We start from the raw sequence: 21,056 nt of genomic DNA, 5'->3' as shown, positions 1-21,056 counted from the left end.
ATCACCTGGCTTTTTGATGTGGGACATTTGTGGGACTCTCTGCATCGGGGGATGCAATTCCACGTCCTTCGGTGCCTCTTACTGCCACTCCGCCGGCATTGACTAACCCCAAAAACCGCGCAATAGCGCCCCTTCCCGGGCAGGGGCGGTTAGCTCAGTTGGTAGAGCATCTCGTTTACACCGAGAGGGTCGGCGGTTCGAGCCCGTCACCGCCCACCAGGATTTCCACGAAAAATCCATGATTTCCGCGCCGCGACCGGCCAACGTCGACAGCGCCTGCCTGCCGCCATGGTCCGCAGATGGTCAGCACACCGCTCCGCGCGCCTCGCGGTACGCCGACGCCAGCCTGCCCCCCTTCAAGCGCAGGTGCCTGGCCGCTTTACACCAGCGCCGCCGCTGCTGGTGCGCCCACCTCCGCGAAGTAGCGGGCGATCGCGTCCGCCGCCTTTTCCGTCAGCGTGATGAAGGCGCGGCGGCGGTCGGTCTCATCGTCTAGGCGCTGCAACAGGCCCGCGTCGGTCATCTGCCCGATCCAGCGCAGCGCGGTGGTCGGCGGAACGCCCGAAGCGATGCACAGCGACGTGACCGAAACGCGCACATGCTCCTCGCGCGCGGCGGTGAGATCGAGCAGCATGTCCCACGCCGGATCCGCGAACAGGTCGGGCGGCAGGAACCGCGCGCGCGCCTGGCGATGGCGGATGATCCGGCGCACGAGGCGCGGATCGGGCAGCGGCGGGCGCGGCGGGCGCACCAGCCGGTCGCCCTGGTCGACATGCCCCGCCTCCGCGCCCTCGGCCTCGCCGAACCGGAACGCCGACGTCTCTGCCGAGGCGACGTTGCGACCGGCCGATAGTGATTCCAGCTTCTGCGCGATCTGCGTCACCTGATCGGTCAGCCGCAGCAGCGACAGCCGATCCTCCTCCGACAGTTCGCGCACGCGATGGCCCGCACGCGCCATCACCCGGCCCAGCGCGATCACCCGTTCCGCACGGCTCGGCGTGACAAGGATCTGCGCGTCCGACTGGTCGAGGCAGCCGAACACGTCGTCGAGCGACCCGATGCTGGTGGAAACCACCAGATGCGACCCGGTACGCGCCGCGTCGATATCCAGCCGCGCCAGCGCCGCCAGTTGCGCAACCTCGGCCACGGGGCAATCGACCAACACGAGGTTGCCCGCAGGGGTGGCCCCTTCGCCCAGCAACCGCTCCAGTTCGCCCGACTGCGCCACCCGCAGGCCTGCAGCGGCGGCATCCTCCGCCATTTCGGCGCGGACATAGCCGCGATCGGCGAAGATCGACACCGCCAGCGCGCCAAGGCCTGCCCCCCGTCCGCCGATCCGGAAGGGCGATATTCGAACGGCGCGGCCGTCTGTCCCATGAACGCTGTCCCCTGCGTATTTCTCCTGAGCGAACATCACGGGAACAGGGGCGCCGGTTCAATCGGCGATACCTCTATTTTGGATCAAGGTCGGATCTCGATGGGCGTCCCATCGGCTACCATTCCCCATATTTCCTCTATTTCTTCGTTACTTAGCGCGACACAGCCATCGGTCCAGTCGCCGGGAATACGGGTCATTCCGTATCCATTAGGTTGACCGTGGAGGAATATCAGTCCGCCCGGACTGCGTCCCGCCGCCTGCGCCAGCGCGCGGTCGTTCGAATCGGGGTAGGAGATGTGCAGCGACAGGTGATAGGCGCTGTCCTCGTTGCCGTAGTCGACTACGTATCGCCCCTCGGGCGTGCGGCGGTCCCCTTCGTACCGCTTCGCCCCGGTCGGCGCGCCGCCCAGCGCGATCCCGGTAAAGACGCGCAGCGGCGCGCCCGAGGCATCGAACAACGTCAGCCGTCGCGCCGCCTTCTCCACCAGCACCGAGGCTGCAGTGGGAAGCTCTACGGGATCGGCAGCGCGCGCCGTGCCCGCAGCCAGCAGCGCCGCCACCCATCCCGTCAGGATCAGGCGGCGGCGCACGCGGGCCTCAATCGACGAAGGGATCGCGCACGAGGATGGTATCCTCGCGCTCGGGGCTGGTCGAAACCAGCGCCACCGGGGTTTCGATCAGTTCCTGCACGCGCTGGATATACTTGATCGCCTGCGCGGGCAGGTCTGCCCACGAACGCGCGCCCGCGGTGGTGCCCGTCCAGCCGTCCATTTCCTCGTAGATCGGTTCGACTTCGGCCTGGTCGGCGGCGTGGCTGGGGAAGTAGTCCAGCACCTTTCCGCGCAGGCGGTAGCCGGTGCAGATCTTCACCTTCTCGAAGCCGTCGAGCACGTCGAGCTTGGTCAGCGCGATGCCGGTCACGCCCGAAATCGCGCAGGACTGGCGGACCAGCACGGCATCGAACCAGCCACAGCGGCGCTTGCGGCCCGTGACGGTGCCGAATTCGTGGCCGCGTTCGCCCAGCCGCTGGCCGGTCGCGTCCTCCAGCTCGGTCGGGAACGGGCCTGACCCGACGCGGGTGGTGTAGGCCTTGACGATGCCCAGCACGAAGCCGGTCGAATTGGGGCCGAGGCCCGAACCCGAGGCCGCCGTGCCCGACACCGTGTTCGAACTGGTGACGAAGGGATAAGTGCCGTGATCGACGTCGAGCAGCACGCCCTGCGCGCCTTCGAACAGGATGCGCGCGCCGGCCTTGCGCACCTTGTTCAGCCGCTTCCACACCGGCTGGGCGAACTGCAGCACATAAGGCGCGATGTCCTTCAGCTCGGCGACCAGAGCGGCGCGATCGACGGGCGGCTGGCCAAAGCCGGCGCGCAGCGCGTCGTGATGGGCGCAGAGGCGGTCCAGCTGGACATCGAGCGCATCGAGGTGGGCGAGATCGCACACGCGGATCGCGCGGCGGCCAACCTTGTCTTCATAGGCAGGGCCGATGCCGCGACCGGTCGTGCCGATCTTGCCCGCGCCCGCGGCCTGTTCGCGCAAGCCGTCGAGGTCGCGGTGCAGCGGCAGGATCAGCGGGCAGTTGTCGGCGATGGCGAAGTTTTCGGCGTTGATCACCACGCCCTGCGTCGTCAGCTTCTCGATCTCGGCCTTGAGCGCCCACGGATCGAGCACCACGCCGTTTCCGATGATCGACAGCGTGCCGGTGACGATGCCCGAAGGCAGCAGCGAAAGCTTGTAGACCTGTTCGCCCACCACCAGCGTGTGCCCGGCGTTGTGGCCGCCCTGGAAGCGCACCACGGCATCGGCGCGGCTTGCCAGCCAGTCGACGATCTTGCCTTTGCCCTCATCGCCCCACTGGGCGCCGATCACGGTTACGTTGGCCATGGATATACTCCTCCACCCTGCCCAGGTGGATCCTGAAACGCCCTTCGACAGGACTCGGCGTAGCGGACGGGATGAAGGGCGCGCGCAAAAACGCACCCGATGTGCGGTGCGCGCCCTAGGGGCACACGGGGCGGAAAGTCAAGGCGGCGAGCGCATCGCCCTGCCCCTTTCCCACCCATCCCCCCGCGCAAGATTGTGCAAATTTTCGCGTCATCGTGTGGAAAGCCTTTACCGCGCCGCCCGCCTATCACCCTGTCATCGAGAAAGCCGGACCCATCCGGCCCGAACAGGGAGACGATACGATGAACAGGCCCCTTTCGCGCGCGCTGCTGCTGGCCAGCACGTTCGCCCCCCTTGCAGCTCCGGTCACCGCGATGGCGCAGGAAGGCGCCGCTGCTGCCGACGACGGCGTCATCGTCGTCACCGCGCAGCGCCGCGAACAGTCGCTGCTCGACGTGCCGATCGCGATCTCGGCGGTGGGCGGCGAAACCCTCGCCACCAAGGGCATCACCAATTCGGCCAACCTGCAATCGGCCGTGCCCAACCTGCAGATCTCCAGCCCCTATGGCTCGACCCAGCCGAACTTCTCGCTTCGCGGCATTTCGGTCGCCAACGAATACAACTCGAACCAGGCCTCGCCCGTCGGCGTCTATCTCGACGACGTATATCTCGCCAACCGCACCGCGCATGGCATGGGCTTGTTCGATCTCGACCGCGTCGAAGTGCTGCGCGGGCCCCAGGGCACGCTGTTCGGCCGCAACACCACCGGCGGCGCGATCAACTTCATCACCCGCGCACCGTCGCTCTCGGGCACGGAAGGCTATGGCGAACTGGGCTATGGCCGCTTCAACACCTGGACCGCGCAGGCCGCGCTCGAAACCACGCTGGTCGAAGACCACGTCGGCCTGCGCGTGGCGGGCAACCTCGTCAACGGCGACGGGCAGATGAAGAACGTCGCCCCCGGCGCGCGCGATCCCTACGCGCAGGATACGCTGCAGGGCCGCGCCATGCTGCGGATCAAGCCCGGCGACGGCGCGCTCGACATCAAGCTCAAGGCCTATGGCGGGCGCGATCGCGGCACCGGCACCGCCGTGCACGGTTTCGCGCCGTTCCGCAGCGGCCTCGGCTTCTTCGAGACCAACGAGAACCGCATCGGCAAGGCCAACACCGACGCCTGGGGCTTTTCCGCCAACATCGCCTATGAAATCAACGACAAGCTGACCTTCACCTCGATCACCTCGCGCGATGGCGGCAAGCAGGATCTCGATCAGGCGGCAGACGGCAGCCCGATCGACATCCTCCAGATCCGCTGGCAGTCGGACTACGACCAGTTCAGCGAGGAAGCCCGCTTCAACTATTCGAGCGACGCGATCAGCCTTGTCGCGGGCGCGTTCTACGGCTGGGACCGCGTCGTCACCGACAACCGCTTCAACATCGGCAGTGCATTGGCGCCGGGCGTCGATGGCGGCTTCTTCCAGCACTACAACCAGCGCCGCTCGTCCACTGCGCTGTTCGCGCAAGGCGATGTGGAACTGGCCCGCTCGCTCACCCTCACGCTCGGCGCACGGTACACCTGGGACCGCGCGACCTACAAGGACGGCTACGCCTACCTGTTCGCAGGCGGCGTCGATGATCCGATGACGCCGCTCGCCACCACCGTCCTCTGCGCGGGCGTTCCGGGCACTTGCGCGTACGATCCCGACGCGCGCTTCAGCCTGAAGGGCGGCAACAACGCGCTGACCGGCCGCGTTGCGCTTTCCTACAAGACCGATGGCGGCGCGCTGATCTACGCCAGCTACAACCGCGGCTATCGCTCGGGGGCGTTCAACGGTGGCGGCTACACCTCGTCGGCTGGCATCAGCTACATCGACCCGGAAAAGGTCAACGCCTTCGAAGTGGGCGCCAAGGGCCGCATCGCTGGAATGCTCACGCTGTCGGGCGCGGCGTTCTACTATGACTACAAGAACCAGCAGGTGCAGGACACGCGCCCCGGCCCGGTCTCGTTCCTGGTCAACGCGCCCAAGTCCGAAGTCTACGGCGGCGAAATCGAGGCCAGCGCCAAGGTCTCGCCGATGCTCAGCCTCAACGCCTCGGTCGGCTACCTGCACGCCCGCTACAAGACGCTGGCGCTGCAAGGCACCGTGCTTGATGGCAACCGCCTGCCTTTCGCGCCCAGCTGGACGGTGCAGGCCAGCGCCGACATCACGCCCTACAACGGCAGCGCGGGCAAGCTGACGATCTCGCCCAGCGTGGCCTATTTCAGCCAGCAGTACTTCTCGCCGTTCAACGCGGTGAATGCCACTGGCTCGGCGCAGGTCAATTCCGAGCTGGCGCAGGATGGCTATGCCAAGGTCAACGTGACGGCGGCGTTCAAGACCGGGCGCTTCACGATCAAGGGTTACGTCAGCAACCTCTTCAACGCGCGCACTTACGTCTATGGCCTCGACCTGCGCGGCGCGGGCTTCCCCTACAACTTCCTCGTTCCGTCGCTGCCGCGCACCTTCGGCGGCTCCGTCCGGGTGGATTTCTGATGGCGATCGACCTTTCGACCGACCTCAAGGATCCTGCGCTTTACGAAGCCGGGGTCCCTTGGGAGCTCTTCGCGGCCCTGCGCCGCGAAGATCCCGTCCACTGGACGCCGGAGAGCGACGGCGCTGGCTTCTGGTCGGTGATGCGCCAGCCCGACATCATCACCGTGTCCAAGAACCCGGTGCTGTTCTCCTCAGCCTACGACAACGGCGGCCACCGCATCTTCAACGAAAACGAAGTCGGCGTGGTCGGCGCGGGCGACAGTGCCATCGGCCATGCCTTTATATCGCGCGATCCGCCCAGCCATACCCAGTATCGCAAGCACATCATGCCCGCCGTCTCGCCCGCGCGGCTCGGCGATATCGAGGCGCGCATCCGTGAGCGGGCGCTCAAACTGATCGACGCGATCCCGCTTGGCGAGCCGGTGGACCTCGTGCCGCTGCTGTCGGCCCCGCTGCCGCTGTTGACGCTGTGCGAACTGCTGGGTCTCTCGCCCGACCTCTGGCGCGAGCTGTATCACTGGACCAACGCCTTCGTCGGCGAGGATGATCCCGACTTCCGCCAGAGCCCTGAAGCCATGGCCGCCACGCTCGCGGAGTTCGTCGGCTTTGCCAGCGAGCTTTTCGAAACGCGCCGGGCCAGCCCTTCGCACGATATCGCCACGCTGCTCGCCAACATGGAGCTGAACGGCGAGCCGGTGCCCTTTCGCGACTTCCTCGGCAACATGATCCTCGTGCTGGTCGGCGCCAACGAGACCACGCGCAATTCGCTGTCGCACACCGTGCGCGCGTTCAGCGAAAACCCCGATCAGTGGCAGGCGCTGCGCGCCGACCGCAGCCTGCTCAAGACCGCCGCACCCGAAATGGTCCGCTGGGCCAGCCCGGTCCTGCACATGCGCCGCACCGCGATGGCGGACACCGAACTGGGCGGCAAGGCCATCCGCAAAGGCGACAAGGTCGTGCTCTGGTACGCCTCCGCCAACCGCGACGAAGGCGTGTTCGAAAACGCCGACCGCTTCGACATCGCACGCGCGAAGAACCCGCACGTCGGCTTCGGCTTTGGCCAGCATGTCTGCGTCGGTTCGCGCCTTGCCGAAATGCAGTTGCGCGTGGCGTTTGACATACTTGCCGATCGCGTCGCATCCTTCGAAGTGACCGGCCCCTCGCGGCGCTTCCGCTCGAACTTCCTCAACGGGCTGAAGAACCTCGACGTCGTGCTCAACCCCGGCTGAAGACCGGCGACAAAGGACAGGGAATGGGAGAGACCTGGACCAACGAACAGATCATCAGCGATGCGCTGGGGCGCGGGGCCGACGTGCAGATCGGCGCGCGCGACAATTCCTGGCGCCTGTCGCGCTGGCGGCAGTTTGTCGGCACTTATGAACTGCCCGCGCTGCCCGATCCCACTTTCGTCGTCCACATCGCCGGAAAACCGCAGATCCGCACCCGCCTGGCCGACGGATGGAGCGAAACCAGTTCCATCCCCGGCTGCGCCACCATCCTGCCCTCGGGTCGCCCCAGCGGCTGGCTGGTCGATGGCGAGCTTGATGTCGTCACGCTCTCCATCGCCTCGCGCGATCTGCACGGCGTGCCTGCCGCCGACCAGTTTCGCGCGCTGCGCTTCGCCTTTTCCGATCCGCTGGGCGTCGCGCTCACCCGTCAGATCCTCGCAGAGATCTACGCCCCGCAGGACGAGGCGCGGAAGGTCTACGTCTCGACGCTGGTCGATGCACTGACCGCACACATGCTGCGCGGCCCTCTCGCGGCCAATGGCACGCCGATCCCCACTTCGGACTTCTCTGCGCATCGCCTCCACGCGGTCATGAACGCCGTCCTGGCGAAGCCCGGCGACGACCACCCGATCGAAGCCATGGCCGCAATGACTGGCCTGACGCCGTCACACTTCTGCCGCGTGTTCAAGCGCGCCACCAACCTCACCCCGCACCAGTTCGTGATGAAGGCGCGGTTGGAACGTGCGCAGGATCTGCTGGCCACCACCGACCTGTCCGTGGCGCAGATCGCCGACCAGTTGGGCTTTGCCAGTCAGAGCCACCTGACGCGCGCATTCCGCGGTTTCACGGGGGCAACGCCGGGCGCGTGGCGGCAGCGGTCATTGGCCTGATCGCCACCCGCTGTCGTCAAGTGCCGGGCGAAGGTGAATGCGTGTGGTTCAAGCGCCAAAGCCTCCGTCGATGGTCTGCAGCGCGCCGGTGATCATCCCGGCGTGGGGCCCTGCAAGATAGGCCGCATATTCGGCGATCTCGTCCGCTCGCGCATGGCGCTTGATCGCCATCGTGCTATGCATGAACGCCGCCATCGGGCCATCGGCCGGGTTCATGTGGCTGTCGGTCGGCCCGGGCTGGATCACGTTGACGGTGATGCCGCGCGCACCGAAATCGCGAGCAAGGCCGCGTACCATGCCCTGCAACGCCGATTTGGTCATGGCGTAGGCCGCGCCGCCGGGAAATGGCATGCTATCGCCGTTGACCGAACCGATGACGATGATCCGCCCGCCATCGTTCATCTGCCGGGCGGCTTCGACGGCGGCGTGGTAGGGTGCGCGCACGTTGATGTCGATCATCCGGTCGACCGCATCGGCGTCGGTCTGAAGCGGATCGCCCATGATCGCGATGCCCGCGTTGATCACGATCGCGTCAAGGGGCCCGCGCGCCGCGATGGTTGCGACCAGGGCATCGCGGTCGGCGCTGTCAGCTTTGATCGCTTCGGCCCCGGTTTCTGCGGCCACGGCCTGCGCGGCGGCTTGCGAGCCGGCGTAAGTGAAGCCAACGTGCGCGCCACCGGCAACGAAGCGTCGAACGATGGCCGCGCCGATGCCACGGCTTCCGCCGAGCACGAGGACGGTCTTGCCTGCAAGGTCGGTCATGTCTCGATTCCCTGTATGCATGATCGGCGGCACCATCGTCGCCGGTAGCGAGAGTGATGCCAGCGCATCTCAATCGCTACCAGTCGGACAATTGCCGGCAAAACTTACAGGAAATTCGAACAGACGCGCTCTGGCAGCACGTCCCCGGCCAAGTCAGGCCAGAGCCACGACCTCGTCCCCTTCCAGAACGTGGCTGCACGCCAGCGTTTCGGCGCTGTCACCCTCGCTCAGCGCCGCCGCCGTCCGCCAGCCGATGCTGCGCAGCCGCGCCGCCACGTCGCGGTCGTGGCCCAGCGGCAGGAACACCTTGTCCGGCGCTTCCTCGCTGGCAGCCAGAAGTTCGATCAGCGCGTCAGGGTAGAGCGAGAAGCCGGTCGCAGCCTCGCCCGCACCGGCCCCGGCGATGCGGTAGGTGCCGCCCCGGCCCAGCAGGCCGCGCACGCCATCGGCATAGAGCGTGAAGCCGAACCACGACTGGTATTCAAAGCCATGGCGCTCGCTCGGATCGAGCGTCAGTCGCGCCTTTTCCCCGATTGCCGCGGCAATCTCGCGCAGCGCGGCGATGCGGTCCTTGAGAACCCCACCCGCGTCGATCGCGGCCAGCTTCTCGATCGCGCTGTCGAAATCGCCGGTGGCATAGATCAACGGCACGTAGGCTTCGCCGCCTGCATCGACCAGCCCGCCCGCGTCCTTGGTATCCAGTTCACGGCGCACGGCCTCGATCTGGCCGGTTTCGAGCGGAAAGGCTTTTTCGGCGAGCGTATCGACAAGATCGGGCAGCGTGAAATCAACGCTCACGCCAGTCGCGCCCGCCGCCTGCAAGGCCTCGATGGCGACGGTCAGGATCTCGGTCGCCGCGGCCACGTTGTCGCTGCCGATCAGTTCGGCGCCGCACTGCAGTTTCTCGCGCGCCGGGTCCAGCCCGGCGCCCTTGATGGTCAGCACCTGGCCTGCATACATCAGCCGCAACGGGCGCGGCGCTTCGGCAAGGCGCGTCTGCGCGATGCGACCGATCTGCGGGGTGAAGTCGCTGCGCAGCGCCATCATCCGCAAGGACGACGGATCGACGAAGCGGAACATGCGGCGGCTCTGGATGCCCGCCATGCGCGATGCGAGGCTCTTTTCGAACTCGATCATCGGCGGCAGCACGCGGTCATAGCCGTGGCCGTGCATCACGTCCTGGATCGCGCGCATCGCGCGGGTCGTGGTGGCCGCCTCACGCGGCAGGCGGTCTTCGAGCCCCTCGGGCAGCAGGTCGGTATCGTCGGTCATCGCGATTCGCCCCCTACCCGCTCGCTTCCCCAATGTCGAAGGTGAAGCGAGCGGACCGGGAAACGCTCCTCATCCCCCTCCCGCAAGCGGGAGGGGTTAGGGGTGGGCAGTCGATCAGGCGAACTTCAGCGCCTTGATCGTGCGCACGCCGGGCAGTGCCTCGGCCTGCTTCAGCACGCTGGCTTCCACCGGGCTGTCGACCGAAAGCAGCAGCACCGCTTCGCCACCGGCGTTGCGGCGGCCAAGGTGGAACGTGCCGATGTTGATCCCGGCCTGGCCCAGCAGCGTCCCGATCGAACCGATGAAACCCGGCGCGTCGGTGTTGACGATGTAGAGCATGTCGCCGTCGAGATCGGCTTCGATGCCGATGCCGAAGATCTCGACAAGACGCGGCTGGCCATTGCCGAACAGCGTGCCCGCCACCGAGCGTTCGCCCGCCGTGGTGCCGACGGTGACGCGCACCAGCGTGCGGTATTCGCCTTCGCGATCATGGCGCACTTCGCGCACGTCCAGCCCGCGCTCCTTGGCGAGGAACGGAGCGTTGACCATGTTAACCGACTGCGAATACTGCTTCATCAGACCGGCGAGCACCGCAGCCGTGATCGGCTTCTGGTTGAGCTGCGCGGCAGCGCCTTCGACCTCGATCGCGATCTTGGTCAGGTTGTCGTGCGCCAGCTGGCCGACCAGCGTGCCGAGCTTTTCCGCCAGCGCCATGTAGGGACGCAGCTTCGGGGCTTCCTCTGCCGACAGGCTCGGCATGTTCAGCGCGTTGGTGACGCCGCCGTTGACGAGGTAGTCGGCCATCTGCTCGGCCACCTGCAGCGCGACATTGACCTGCGCTTCGGTGGTCGATGCGCCAAGGTGCGGCGTGCAGATGAAGTTCGGCGTGCCGAACAGCGGCGATTCCTTGGCCGGTTCGGTCTCGAACACGTCGAGCGCAGCGCCCGCGACATGGCCCGAATCCAGCGCGTCCTTCAGCGCCGCCTCGTCGACCAGACCACCGCGCGCGCAGTTGATGATGCGCACGCCCTTCTTGGTCTTGGCGATGTTTTCGCGGCTCAGGATGTTGCGCGTTTCCGACGTCAGCGGCGTGTGCAGCGTGATGAAGTCGGCCTTGGCCAGCAGCGTGTCGAGATCGGCCTTTTCGACGCCCATCTCCACCGCGCGCTCAGGCGTCAGGAACGGGTCGAACGCGACGACCTTCATGCGCAGGCCCAGCGCACGGGCGGCGACGATCGAACCGATGTTGCCTGCGCCGATCAGGCCGAGCGTCTTGCCGGTGACTTCCACGCCCATGAAGCCGTTCTTCGGCCACAGGCCTGCTTGCGTCTGCGCGTTCGCTTCCGGGATCTGGCGCGCCAGCGCGAACATCAGCGCGATGGCGTGTTCGGCGGTGGTGATCGAGTTGCCGAACGGGGTATTCATCACCACCACGCCCTGCGCGGACGCTGCCGGGATATCGACGTTGTCGACACCGATGCCCGCGCGGCCGATGACCTTGAGGTTCGTCGCAGCAGCGAGGATTTCCTTGGTCACCTTGGTCGACGAACGGATGGCGAGGCCATCGTATTCGCCGATGCGGGCGATCAGCTGCTCCGGCGTCTCGCCGGTGATCACGTCCACGTCGCAGCCCATCTCGGTGAAGATGCGCGCGGCGTTGGGGTCCATCTTGTCGGAAATGAGAACCTTGGGCTTGGTCATGTCATTATGTCCTTCGTCATCCCGGCCTTGAGCCAGGATCCCGCTTTGGCGCGGGCAAGAAAACGAAGCGGGACCCCGGCACGAAGCCGGGGTGACGCCAAGTGGTATGGGAGATCAGGCCGAAGCCAGCGCCGCCTTGGTCGCGGCATAGGCCCAGTCGAGCCACGGGCCGAGGTCTTCGATGTCCTCGACGTTCACCGTCGCGCCGCACCAGATGCGCAGGCCAGCCGGGGCATCGCGATAACCCGCGATGTCATAGGCCGCGCCTTCCTTCTCCAGCAGGGCGGCGAACTTCTTGATGAAGTCCGCATCCGCGCCTTCGACGGTCAGGCAGACCGAAGTCTTCGAGCGGGTGCCGCTGTCGACCGCGAGGTGGCCCAGCCAGTCGCGTTCGGCGACGATCTTGTCGAGCGCATGGGCGTTGGCGGTGCAACGCGCCTGCAGGCCTTCGAGGCCACCGACCGACTTCGACCATTCGAGCGCGAAGATCGCGTCTTCGACGGCGAGCATCGAAGGCGTGTTGATCGTTTCACCCTTGAACACGCCTTCGGCCAGCTTGCCCTTCGAAACGAGACGGAACACCTTGGGCAGCGGCCAGCTGGGGGTGTATTCCTCCAGGCGCTGCACGGCGCGCGGGCCGAGGATCAGCACGCCGTGGCCGCCTTCACCGCCCAGCACCTTCTGCCAGGAGAAGGTGGCGACGTCGATCTTGTCCCACGGAATGTCATAGGCGAACACGGCGCTGGTGGCGTCGGCGAAGGACAGGCCTTCGCGATCCGCCGGGATCCATTCGCCATCGGGAACGCGCACGCCGCTGGTGGTGCCGTTCCAGGTGAACAGCACGTCGTCCGACCAGTCGATCTTGTCGAGATCGGGCAGCTGGCCGTAATCGGCACGCACCACGGTCGGTTCGAGCTTCAGCTGCTTGACCGCATCGGTGACCCAACCTTCACCGAACGATTCCCACGCCAGCGCGGTCACGCCGCGCGCGCCCAGCATCGTCCACATCGCCATCTCGAAAGCGCCGGTATCCGAACCGGGCACGATGCCGATGCGATGCGTATCGGGCAGGCCGAGCACTTCGCGCATCAGGTCGATGCAGTACTGCAGGCGCGTCTTGCCGATCTTGGCGCGGTGCGAGCGGCCCAGCGATTCGGTGGCGAGCTTGTCGGGGGAATATCCGGGCGGCTTGGCGCAGGGACCGGACGAAAAGAACGGGCGCGCAGGCTTGCGTGCCGGAATACCAACAGTCATGTAGACTCTCCTCACAGAGAGCACGCGCGGCGTTGGGACCGCGTGGCCCGTCGACGGCCCTAGCGGCGATCCCCGCATTGTCAATCGCCCGGCCTTGTGCGATTCTCCGCCCCGAGGGGCAAAAGCACGCAAGCGCGCCGATCCGCCCGGGCAAAATATTTTGCCATCTGCGGTCCGGCGGACGGGAGGATAGCGAATCGCCATGGCAGGCCTGTCGCCTCAGCACCGGATCCGCCTGTCGGCGACGCTGGCATTGACCGCGATGCTGGCCGCCTGCGTCGGTGCTCCCGAAGCCCCCCAGCACCGCCCGTCGCGCACCACCATGGACCGCATCGCGCCGCGCCCCGACCAGCGCCAGTGCCTCGCCAGCCTCAGCCGCAGCGACGCGACTTTCACGCCGCTGCCGGACCAGTATTACGGCGCGGGCTGCTCCACGCTCGGCACGGTCCGGCTCAACTACCTGCGGAGCGACGATTCACGGCTGCAACTGTCGAACCTGGGGCCCGTCACCTGCCCGCTTGCCAGCACGCTCACCGGCTGGGCACGGTTCGGCGTCGATCGCGCGGCCCGGCAGATCCTCGGCAGCCCGCTGGCGCGGATCGAGACGATGGGCAGCTACAACTGCCGCACCGTGGCGGGCACCGAACGGATGTCTGCCCACGCCACCGCCAATGCCATCGACATCGGCGGCTTCCTGCTCGCCGACGGTCGCCGCATCAACGTGCTGCGCGACTGGAACAATGAATCGCCGCAGGTCCGCGCCTTCCTGCGCACCGTGCGCGACAGCGGCTGCAAGCGCTTCGGCACCGTGCTCTCGCCCGACTACAACGTGGCCCACCGCGACCACCTGCATCTGGAAGTGGGCGGCACGAAGGCGTTCTGCCGATAGGCTCGATTCAGGCGATTGGCGTCGCGAAGCTGGTCATGCCTAAACGGCAGAGCCAACCGCAAGCCATGCCCGGAGGCGAACGTCGGCTGCTACAGGGTCGAACGCCGGCTCGCGCAGGGCTTTCCCGCCGCACAGGGCCGGCTCCCTCCTGCGCCAGCCGTGATGGTCGAGCATGCGCTGATTGCGGATCCCGCGCGGACGGACCGGGTCGCGCGCCAGCGTACCCGCCCGGCAGCAGGCCTCCCCCTGCGTGGATCTCGTCACGCTGCTTGCGCAGGCGAAGCCGCTTTCCGCAGGATCGCAAGGCCCGCCAGGACGCTTGCGCTCGGCAGCCGTGCGTCGTCAGCCCGTCATCAACAACGGCCCGCTCGCTTTGCAGCTTCGGATCACCAGACCCTGAATGCGCCGCTGCACCCGCGGACCAAGGCGGCAAGGCGTGCCGCCCGGCGTGTTTCCGGACGGCACGCCCGTGCGACCCCGAGGGCTGGGGCATGGCATCTCGATCAGCACCCGGCCAAGCCGGTGCATCGGCTCGCAGCCGCGGCGTGACGAATGATCCATCCAGCCGTTGCGCACCCCTTGTGCGCCTGCCGCGCCCAAATCCCTCCTGGGCGTTACCGGCTTTGCAATACGGCCAGCGTTGTTCGCTCCGTCACGCCGCGACATCTCCAAGCCCCGTCGCCTCGATGCGCAGGCGAACCGCCTCCGCTGCGTGGCGCGCGCCCAGTTTGCCCATCATCTTCATGCGATGGATTTCGACAGTGCGCGGGCTGATATCGAGATCGCGGGCGATCGCCTTGTTGCTGCACCCTTCGGCCAGACGGTCGAGCACTTCGCGTTCGCGCATCGAAAGGCGCGCGATGCGCTGGCGGGCTTCGGCGGCACGGGCGCGCTGGGCGCGGTGCGATTCCGCCTCCTTAGCCGCGCGCGCCACGGCTTCATTCAAAGGCGCGATCTGCTGCGGCACGGTAAGGTAATCGAGCGCACCAGCCTTGATCGCGGTGACCACCGCGTGGGTTTCGGGCGTTTCGGCCACGGCAATCACCGGCAACCAGTGCCCGGCGCGCATCATCGCGCCGATCAGCGCGGCGATACCCTGCCCTGTCGGTTCGTCGTGGGCAAGGACCAGGCCGCTCGACGGCGCGTGGGAGAGCAACTCCTCCGCGTTGGCGTAGATTTCGGCATGGTGCCCTGCCGCAAAGGCGAGGCGGGCGAGCTGCGCCCGCCGGGCGCTGTCGCTATCGAGGATGTGGAGTGTGACACGTTCGACCATGCCGGGGAGTAAGCCATCACCGCCGGGATTCGTGCCATCGAGGTTAGCTTCGTTCTCCAGCGAATAGGAAGGGTGATGCGCCGATCCTAACGGATTTCCCTTAGCGTGCTTTCGTCCATATCGGATCGTATTGCCGAAGTCGGAGGGCGCGTCATGCTCGATGATGTGGTCCATGACGCGGATATGCGCCTTGCCGCATCACGCGCCGGTTACCAATTATGGTATGTTCCTTAACCGTTTAGGCTAAGTGAGGATCCTAAGTCGAATTACGTATCCGCTTGCCCGGAAGCCGCGGCAGGCGCGTCCTCGAAACTGTAGTCGGGCAGCGAATGAAACGCCTGGCGCAGGGCCTCGCTCCAGCTCGACGAGATCGACGTGAAGTATGGATCGCTCGCCAGGATGCGCTTCTGGTGCAACGGCTCGAACCGGTCGCGTTCGATCACCATCAAGTCGAACGGCAGCCCCACCGACAGGTTCGCCGCCAGCGTGGAATCAAAGCTGACCATCAGCAACTTGACCGCGTCCTCGAAGCTCATCGTCCGGTCGTAGCCGCGCAGCAGGATCGGCCGACCGTACTTGGTCTCGCCGATCTGGAAGAACGGCGTGTCGAAGCTCGCCTCGATGAAGTTGCCTTCGGGATAGATCAGGAACAGCCGCGGCTCCATGTCGCGGATCTGGCCGGCGACAATCATCGATGCGGTGAAGCGCGGCCCTTCGGACTGCATTCCCGAATCCTGTCGTCCCTCGATCACGTCGCGCAGCAGGCGTCCCACCTGCGTCGCCACCTGGAACATCGTCGGCGCCTCCAGGATCGAAGGCCTCCGCTCGTGCGGGGTCTTGTTGCGCTCCTCCAGCTGGCTGATCACCGCCTGCGTGGTGGCAAGGTTGCCCGCCGTCAGGATCGTGACGATACGCTCGCCGGGCTCCGACCAGCTGACCATCTTGCGGAATACCGAAATGTTGTCGACGCCCGAGTTGGTGCGGGTGTCGCTCATCAGGACCAGGCCCTTGTCGAGCACCATCCCCACGCAATACGTCATCGTCTTCCCCGGCGCTGCTCCTGGAGCGCGCTATCCTAGCACACGCTTCGCTTGAAGCGCGCTATTGTTCCACACGCTGCTGCTGCACCGCAAGCTGCACGTGCATCGTCTCGTCGTGCGTGCCGGTGCGGATGCCGGTGACCGGCGCGGCGTCTCCATAGTCCACGCCGCTGGCGACGCGCACATAGCGCGCATCGGGACAGATGCGGTTCGATATGTCGAAGCCCACCCAGCCCAGCCCTTCGACTTCGGCCTCCGCCCAGGCGTGCCCTGCGTCCTGATCCACCCGGTCGTCCATCATCAGGTAGCCCGAGACGTAGCGCGCGGGCACGCCCAGCAGGCGCGACGCGGCAATGAACACGTGCGCGTGGTCCTGACAGACGCCGTGCCCGGCGGCGAGCACCGCCTCGGCCGGGGTCTCCGCATCGGTATGGCCCAGTTCGTACGTCACGGTATCGGCCACCAGTTCGGACAGCGCGTGCAGCATGGCAAGCGTGTCCAGCCCCTGCGGCAGCCGCGCCACCAGCGCCTTGACGCGCGCCCCCGGCGTGGTCAGCGGCGTGGGCTGGAGGAAGTGCCAGCGCGGCAGAAACCCCGGAAGGCGCCCCACGACGCCCGCCTGATCCGACGTCTCGATCGTCCCGGCACTGCGGATCGTCACTTCGTGCGCGCCCGGATCGAACGCGATCAGCGTCACCTGGTTGCCGTTGTGGTCGTCGTATTCCACCTGCGCGCTCGCGCCCTCGCAGGTGATCGCCCAGTCCAGTACGACCTGCCCCGCACTGGCGCGCGGCGTCAGGCGCAGGCGTTGCAGCCCCTGCGTCACCGGGCCGGAAAAGTGGTAGCGGGTGGTATGCTCGATCGCGAGACGCATGGGCCGTGCCTCCCTTTCCCTCAGGCTATGAAGCGGTAGTCGCGCTGGATCTGGCCACCCAGCCGCGCGTTGGCCGCGATGAAATCGCCGATGAACTGGTGCAGCCCGCGTTCGAACACCGCATCGATGGTGGTGCTGTGCAGCTTCCCCGCCACGTCGCGCAGCGTTTCGTGCGCCATGGTCTCGCCCCCGTATTCGCGGGCGAGATGCGCCAGGTTCGATTGCAGCTTGGCATAGCAGAACGCCAGGCTGCGCGGGAAACGCCCGTCAAGGATCAGGAACTCGGCAATGGTCCGCGCCTCCATCCGCCCGGCGTTGAGCCAGCGATAGGCGCGCTCCCCCGCCAGCGAGCGCAGCACGTTCTCCCACTGCACGTTGTCGAGGCTCGACCCCACGTAGGACAGGCTCGGCAGCAGCACGTAGTACTTCACGTCGAGGATGCGCGCGGTGTTGTCGGCGCGTTCGATGAATGTGCCGATGCGCGCGAAGTTGTAGATGTCGTTGCGCAGCATGGTGCCTTCCATCGCGCCGCGCACCTGTGTTGCCTGCCGCCGCACCGTGTCGATCACATCGCCCAGCCGCGTTTCGGTGACGGGCCGCACCAGCAGATCGCGCAGCCGCATCCAGCCTTCGTTGACCGCCTCCCACACCTCGCGCGTGATGCCGGTGCGGACCATGCGCGCGTTGGTGCGCGCCTGCTCCACCATCGCCAGCACGTTGCCGGGATTGTCCTTGTCGCGCAGCACGAAATTGAAAGCCTGCGGCCCGGCATAGTCCGGCCCGAACTTCGCCTCGTAAGCGCCTTGCAGTCCCAGCGTCACGATCACCGAGCGCCATTCGTCCTTGGCGTCATGCGAATCGCGCGTCAGCGCCATGCGGAACCCGGCCTCGATCAGCCGCGCGGTGTTCTCCGCGCGCTCGAGGTAGCGGAACAGCCAGAATATGCCGTTTGCGGAGCGTCCCAACATATCAGTCGTCCAGTACCCAGCTGTCCTTGGTGCCACCGCCCTGCGACGAATTGACCACCAGCGATCCCTTCTTGAGCGCCACGCGCGTCAGCCCCCCCGGCGTGATGTCGATGCCATTGGGGCTGACCAGCACGAAGGGGCGCAGATCGACATGGCGCGGTGCGAGCCCGGCTTTGGTCAGGATCGGCACCGTGGACAGCGACAGCGTCGGCTGCGCAATGTAGTTGTGCGGCCTCGCGCGCAGCTTGGCTTCGAACGCGGCGATCTCCTTCTTCGAGGAGGTCGGCCCGATCAGCATCCCGTAGCCACCCGAACCGTGGACTTCCTTGACGACAAGGTCGGCCAGATTGTCGAGCACGTACTTGAGCGCCTCGGGCTCCGAACAGCGCCAGGTCGGCACGTTCTTCAGGATCGGTTTCTCGCCGGTGTAGAACTCGACGATCTCGGGCATGAAGCTGTAGATCGCCTTGTCATCGGCAATGCCCGTGCCCGGCGCGTTGGCAATCGTCACGCCGCCGGCGCGATAGACATCCATGATCCCGGCCACGCCCAGCACGCTGTCGGGCTGGAAGCTCAGCGGATCGAGGTAGTCGTCATCGACCCGGCGATAGATCACGTCGATCGGCTTCCACCCGCGCGTGGTGCGCATGGCGATGCGCCCGTTCTCGACGCGCAGGTCGCTGCCTTCGACCAGTTCCGCGCCCATCTGGTCGGCGAGGAAAGCGTGCTCGAAATAGGCCGAATTGTAGATTCCCGGCGTCAGCACCGCGACCACCGGCTTGTGCCCGCGCGCGGCAGGCGGCGCGCAGGCGGCAAGGCTGCGGGCGAGCCGGCGCGGATAGTCCGAAACCTCACGCACGCGAACCCGCGTGAACAGTTCCGGGAACATCGCCATCATCGTCTCGCGATTCTCCAGCATGTAGGAGACGCCGCTGGGGGTGCGGGCATTGTCCTCCAGCACCATGAAATCGTCCTCGCCGGTGCGGACAAGGTCGATCCCGACGATGTGGGTATAGACGCCGCCCGGCGGGGTGAACCCGGCCATCTGCGGCAGGAACGCGGCATTGCCCTTCAGCAGCCGCTCGGGCAGCCGTCCCGACCGCACGATTTCCTGCCGGTGATACAGGTCATGCAGGAAGGCGTTGAGCGCCCGCACGCGCTGTTCGATCCCCCGCGAAAGGCGGCGCCACTGGTGCGCCGTGATGATGCGCGGCACCATGTCGAAGGGGATCAGCCGCTCCTCGGCGTCCTCGGCCCCATAGACGTTGAAGGTGATCCCGGTGCGCCGGAAGAAGGCTTCGGCCTCGCTTCCCTTGCGGCGCAACAGATCGGGGGGCTGCTCCTCGAACCACTGGCGATAACCGGCGTATGCGGGGCGCGTCGCCCCATCGGCGTCTACCATCTCGTCGTAGGACGAGGGTGAGGAGTTGGTCATAGGCGCATCCCGTCTAGGTCGCCAAGCTTGCACACGATCGAGCGCCCCGCAAGCACCTATGCTGCACCTGCGAAATAAATCTGCATCAATCTGACATGGATCGCTTCCGACGCCAGAAGTGGCGGGAAATCACAGCGCGTCGAGCAACCGCAGCACCGTATCCGCGACCGAGGGATGCCCGGCAAAACCGAGATGCGTGCAGCGCAACGCAACCGCGAAATCGCGCTCGCCCTTGCGCCCGCGCGCCGATCGCGGCGAGACGATCCCGTCGCGCGGGCTCCACAACGCCACGGTCGGCACCGGCGGCTTGTCGGCAAAGGCGTGGCCCACCGGCGGTTCGTCCACGCTGTGCCCGGCAATCGCCTGATAGGCGCGCCAGGCATTGTTGGCGCGACGATCGCCCGAAAAGGGCGAACCCATCGTCACCACCATCGCCACGGCTTCGGGATGGCGATGCGCCACTTCGCGCGCGAACAGCCCGCCAAGGCTCCAGCCGACCAGCACCAGCGGCTGGCCCTCCTTGCGCGCCATGGCGACAACGCGCTCGCACAGCCGGTCGAAGCGATCCTCGCTTGGCCCGAAATTGAAGCCGAGGCCCCAGTCGGACACGCGATGCCCCGCTTCGGTCAGCGCCACGCGCAAGCCCTTCATCCGCGCCGGGTGCGTACCGAATCCCGGCAGCAGCATGACCGGGTGCGACTGCGCAGCCCGCACCGCAACGGCGGTCGCGGCGCGCTTGGCCTGCCACAATTCGAAAGGAGTCTTCAGTTCGGCCAGCAGCCGCGCCACGGCGGGGCCACGCGCCTGCGTCGGGCGCGGCTGGAACGCCAGCGCATGGCGCCGCGAAAGCTCGGCGGTCATCGCCGCCAGCCTGCCGCCCAGCCGCTGCCACGGCTCCGCGCCCGTCCGAAGAAATCCCTGCACCATCGCCATAGCCTGCGGTCGTTGCTCTGAACCGCAGCATAACGCCAGCATTTCAAAAATGTTTCAAATTCACGTCACAATTGACACATACCGGCAAAGCACACTCCCCAGACCTGATCCCGGGCCCCGCCTCCGGGGAACGCCCGCTCAGCGCCTGAAAGACTCAGCCGTCTTCCTTGCCCGTGCAGTCGCCGGCGCGCTTGGCCGAAAGCTCCATCTGCATGGACATCGCCTTGCCCATCGGCCCCTGCCCCTGCATCTCCATGCTGGTGGCATAGCTGTCGCCGCCATAGGTGCCGTGCATCGTCATCGTCTGCTGGCCGCCCTCGTGCTTGCAGGTCATCTTCGAATCGATCGTGCCCCCGCCCATGCTGAAGCGGTCATACGTGCAGGCCTCGTCCGCCTGCCCGAAGAACTTCGCATCGGGCTTCTCGGCCTGCTCCCGCGTCAGGCACGATGTCACCGTGCGCTCCTTGCCCATCATGTCGCCCATGGCCTTCTTCGCCTCGGGCGGCATGCCTTCGATCTCCATCTTCACCATGCGGATGCGGGTTTCCCAGCGTCCGGGATTCAGCCGAACCGAATCGCCGCCCGCCGCCGCCACCTTGCTGGCGACGGCAGAGGGCTTCTCGTTGGTGGCCTCGACCTTGCGGTCGTTGCAGGCGGCAAGGCCGAGCGACAGCGCGGCAACGGTCACGGCAGGCAGGACAAGGTGACGCATGGCGATTCCCCCTTTGGGTTCGATGCGC

At 66.6% G+C, this 21,056-nt stretch carries 18 protein-coding genes and 1 tRNA gene; 5 read left to right on the top strand and 14 right to left on the bottom strand.

The window, feature by feature from the left end:
* Positions 1 to 143 precede the first annotated feature (143 nt).
* Positions 144 to 219: transfer RNA gene (locus K3A84_RS08855), tRNA-Val, on the top strand.
* A gap of 160 nt (positions 220 to 379) precedes the next feature.
* Here K3A84_RS08855 and K3A84_RS08850 read toward each other — a convergent pair.
* From K3A84_RS08850 to K3A84_RS08840, 3 genes are read right to left on the bottom strand one after another with little or no spacing between them, the layout of a single operon-like run.
* On the bottom strand, positions 380 to 1,414 hold the full coding sequence (locus K3A84_RS08850; RefSeq protein WP_263626235.1) for a helix-turn-helix domain-containing protein: 1,035 nt from the start codon (positions 1,412 to 1,414) through the stop codon (positions 380 to 382).
* A gap of 47 nt (positions 1,415 to 1,461) precedes the next feature.
* On the bottom strand, positions 1,462 to 1,968 hold the full coding sequence (locus tag K3A84_RS08845; RefSeq protein ID WP_225008982.1) for a L,D-transpeptidase family protein: 507 nt from the start codon (positions 1,966 to 1,968) through the stop codon (positions 1,462 to 1,464).
* A 7-nt stretch (positions 1,969 to 1,975) separates the two neighbouring features.
* Entirely contained in the window at positions 1,976 to 3,265 is a 1,290-nt protein-coding gene (locus K3A84_RS08840) for an adenylosuccinate synthase (protein ID WP_225008981.1), read from the bottom strand.
* 302 nt (positions 3,266 to 3,567) lie between these two features.
* Between K3A84_RS08840 and K3A84_RS08835 the strand changes: the two genes are divergently transcribed.
* The 3 genes from K3A84_RS08835 to K3A84_RS08825 are packed head-to-tail and all read left to right on the top strand — an operon-like array spanning position 3,568 to position 7,915.
* Positions 3,568 to 5,796, top strand: a complete 2,229-nt coding sequence (locus tag K3A84_RS08835) for a TonB-dependent receptor (RefSeq protein WP_225008980.1) — start codon at positions 3,568 to 3,570, stop codon at positions 5,794 to 5,796.
* Complete coding sequence (locus K3A84_RS08830) at positions 5,796 to 7,025, top strand: cytochrome P450 (RefSeq protein WP_225008979.1); 1,230 nt, start codon at positions 5,796 to 5,798, stop codon at positions 7,023 to 7,025. Before K3A84_RS08835 ends, K3A84_RS08830 begins: the two co-directional genes overlap by 1 nt.
* Before the next feature lie 23 nt (positions 7,026 to 7,048).
* Entirely contained in the window at positions 7,049 to 7,915 is an 867-nt protein-coding gene (locus tag K3A84_RS08825) for a helix-turn-helix domain-containing protein (protein WP_225008978.1), read from the top strand.
* A gap of 48 nt (positions 7,916 to 7,963) precedes the next feature.
* Here the strand turns inward: K3A84_RS08825 and bdcA are convergent, their stop codons facing one another.
* The 4 genes from bdcA to K3A84_RS08805 all read right to left on the bottom strand — a co-directional run bounded on the left by bdcA (position 7,964) and on the right by K3A84_RS08805 (position 12,904).
* The gene (gene bdcA, locus K3A84_RS08820; protein WP_225008977.1) at positions 7,964 to 8,677 is read right to left on the bottom strand and encodes an SDR family oxidoreductase; all 714 of its coding nucleotides are present in this window, start codon (positions 8,675 to 8,677) and stop codon (positions 7,964 to 7,966) included.
* A gap of 153 nt (positions 8,678 to 8,830) precedes the next feature.
* Positions 8,831 to 9,949, bottom strand: a complete 1,119-nt coding sequence (locus K3A84_RS08815) for an ATP phosphoribosyltransferase regulatory subunit (protein WP_225008976.1) — start codon at positions 9,947 to 9,949, stop codon at positions 8,831 to 8,833.
* A 114-nt stretch (positions 9,950 to 10,063) separates the two neighbouring features.
* Positions 10,064 to 11,650, bottom strand: a complete 1,587-nt coding sequence (serA, locus tag K3A84_RS08810; RefSeq protein ID WP_225008975.1) for a phosphoglycerate dehydrogenase — start codon at positions 11,648 to 11,650, stop codon at positions 10,064 to 10,066.
* A gap of 114 nt (positions 11,651 to 11,764) precedes the next feature.
* Complete coding sequence (locus K3A84_RS08805) at positions 11,765 to 12,904, bottom strand: phosphoserine transaminase (protein ID WP_225008974.1); 1,140 nt, start codon at positions 12,902 to 12,904, stop codon at positions 11,765 to 11,767.
* Positions 12,905 to 13,106: 202 nt separating this feature from the next.
* On the opposite strand from K3A84_RS08805, the gene K3A84_RS08800 reads away from it, so the two are divergent.
* Positions 13,107 to 13,793 (top strand): extensin-like domain-containing protein, encoded by a 687-nt coding sequence (locus K3A84_RS08800; protein ID WP_225008973.1) that lies wholly within the window; start codon positions 13,107 to 13,109, stop codon positions 13,791 to 13,793.
* Positions 13,794 to 14,445: 652 nt separating this feature from the next.
* On the opposite strand, the gene K3A84_RS08795 is transcribed toward K3A84_RS08800, so the two are convergent.
* The 7 genes from K3A84_RS08795 to K3A84_RS08765 form a co-directional block, all read right to left on the bottom strand.
* Positions 14,446 to 15,066: a response regulator transcription factor gene (locus K3A84_RS08795; protein WP_225008972.1), complete on the bottom strand. Its 621-nt coding sequence runs from the start codon at positions 15,064 to 15,066 to the stop codon at positions 14,446 to 14,448.
* A gap of 266 nt (positions 15,067 to 15,332) precedes the next feature.
* Positions 15,333 to 16,106: a proteasome-type protease gene (locus tag K3A84_RS08790; RefSeq protein ID WP_225008971.1), complete on the bottom strand. Its 774-nt coding sequence runs from the start codon at positions 16,104 to 16,106 to the stop codon at positions 15,333 to 15,335.
* A gap of 61 nt (positions 16,107 to 16,167) precedes the next feature.
* Positions 16,168 to 16,980: a transglutaminase family protein gene (locus tag K3A84_RS08785; protein ID WP_225008970.1), complete on the bottom strand. Its 813-nt coding sequence runs from the start codon at positions 16,978 to 16,980 to the stop codon at positions 16,168 to 16,170.
* A gap of 20 nt (positions 16,981 to 17,000) precedes the next feature.
* Complete coding sequence (locus K3A84_RS08780) at positions 17,001 to 17,948, bottom strand: alpha-E domain-containing protein (RefSeq protein ID WP_225008969.1); 948 nt, start codon at positions 17,946 to 17,948, stop codon at positions 17,001 to 17,003.
* 1 nt (position 17,949) lies between these two features.
* Positions 17,950 to 19,383 (bottom strand): circularly permuted type 2 ATP-grasp protein, encoded by a 1,434-nt coding sequence (locus tag K3A84_RS08775; RefSeq protein WP_225008968.1) that lies wholly within the window; start codon positions 19,381 to 19,383, stop codon positions 17,950 to 17,952.
* A 129-nt stretch (positions 19,384 to 19,512) separates the two neighbouring features.
* Positions 19,513 to 20,316 carry an esterase/lipase family protein gene (locus tag K3A84_RS08770; protein ID WP_225008967.1) on the bottom strand — a complete coding sequence of 268 codons (804 nt, stop codon included), beginning with the start codon at positions 20,314 to 20,316 and terminating at the stop codon, positions 19,513 to 19,515.
* Positions 20,317 to 20,470: 154 nt separating this feature from the next.
* On the bottom strand, positions 20,471 to 21,028 hold the full coding sequence (locus K3A84_RS08765; protein ID WP_225008966.1) for a DUF3617 domain-containing protein: 558 nt from the start codon (positions 21,026 to 21,028) through the stop codon (positions 20,471 to 20,473).
* Positions 21,029 to 21,056 lie beyond the last annotated feature (28 nt).

The sequence above is a fragment of the Novosphingobium percolationis genome (assembly GCF_020179425.1).
GTDB lineage: Bacteria > Pseudomonadota > Alphaproteobacteria > Sphingomonadales > Sphingomonadaceae > Novosphingobium > Novosphingobium percolationis.
Note: the sequence above shows the minus strand (reverse complement) of the source record. Positions and strands in the feature narration are given on the sequence as shown.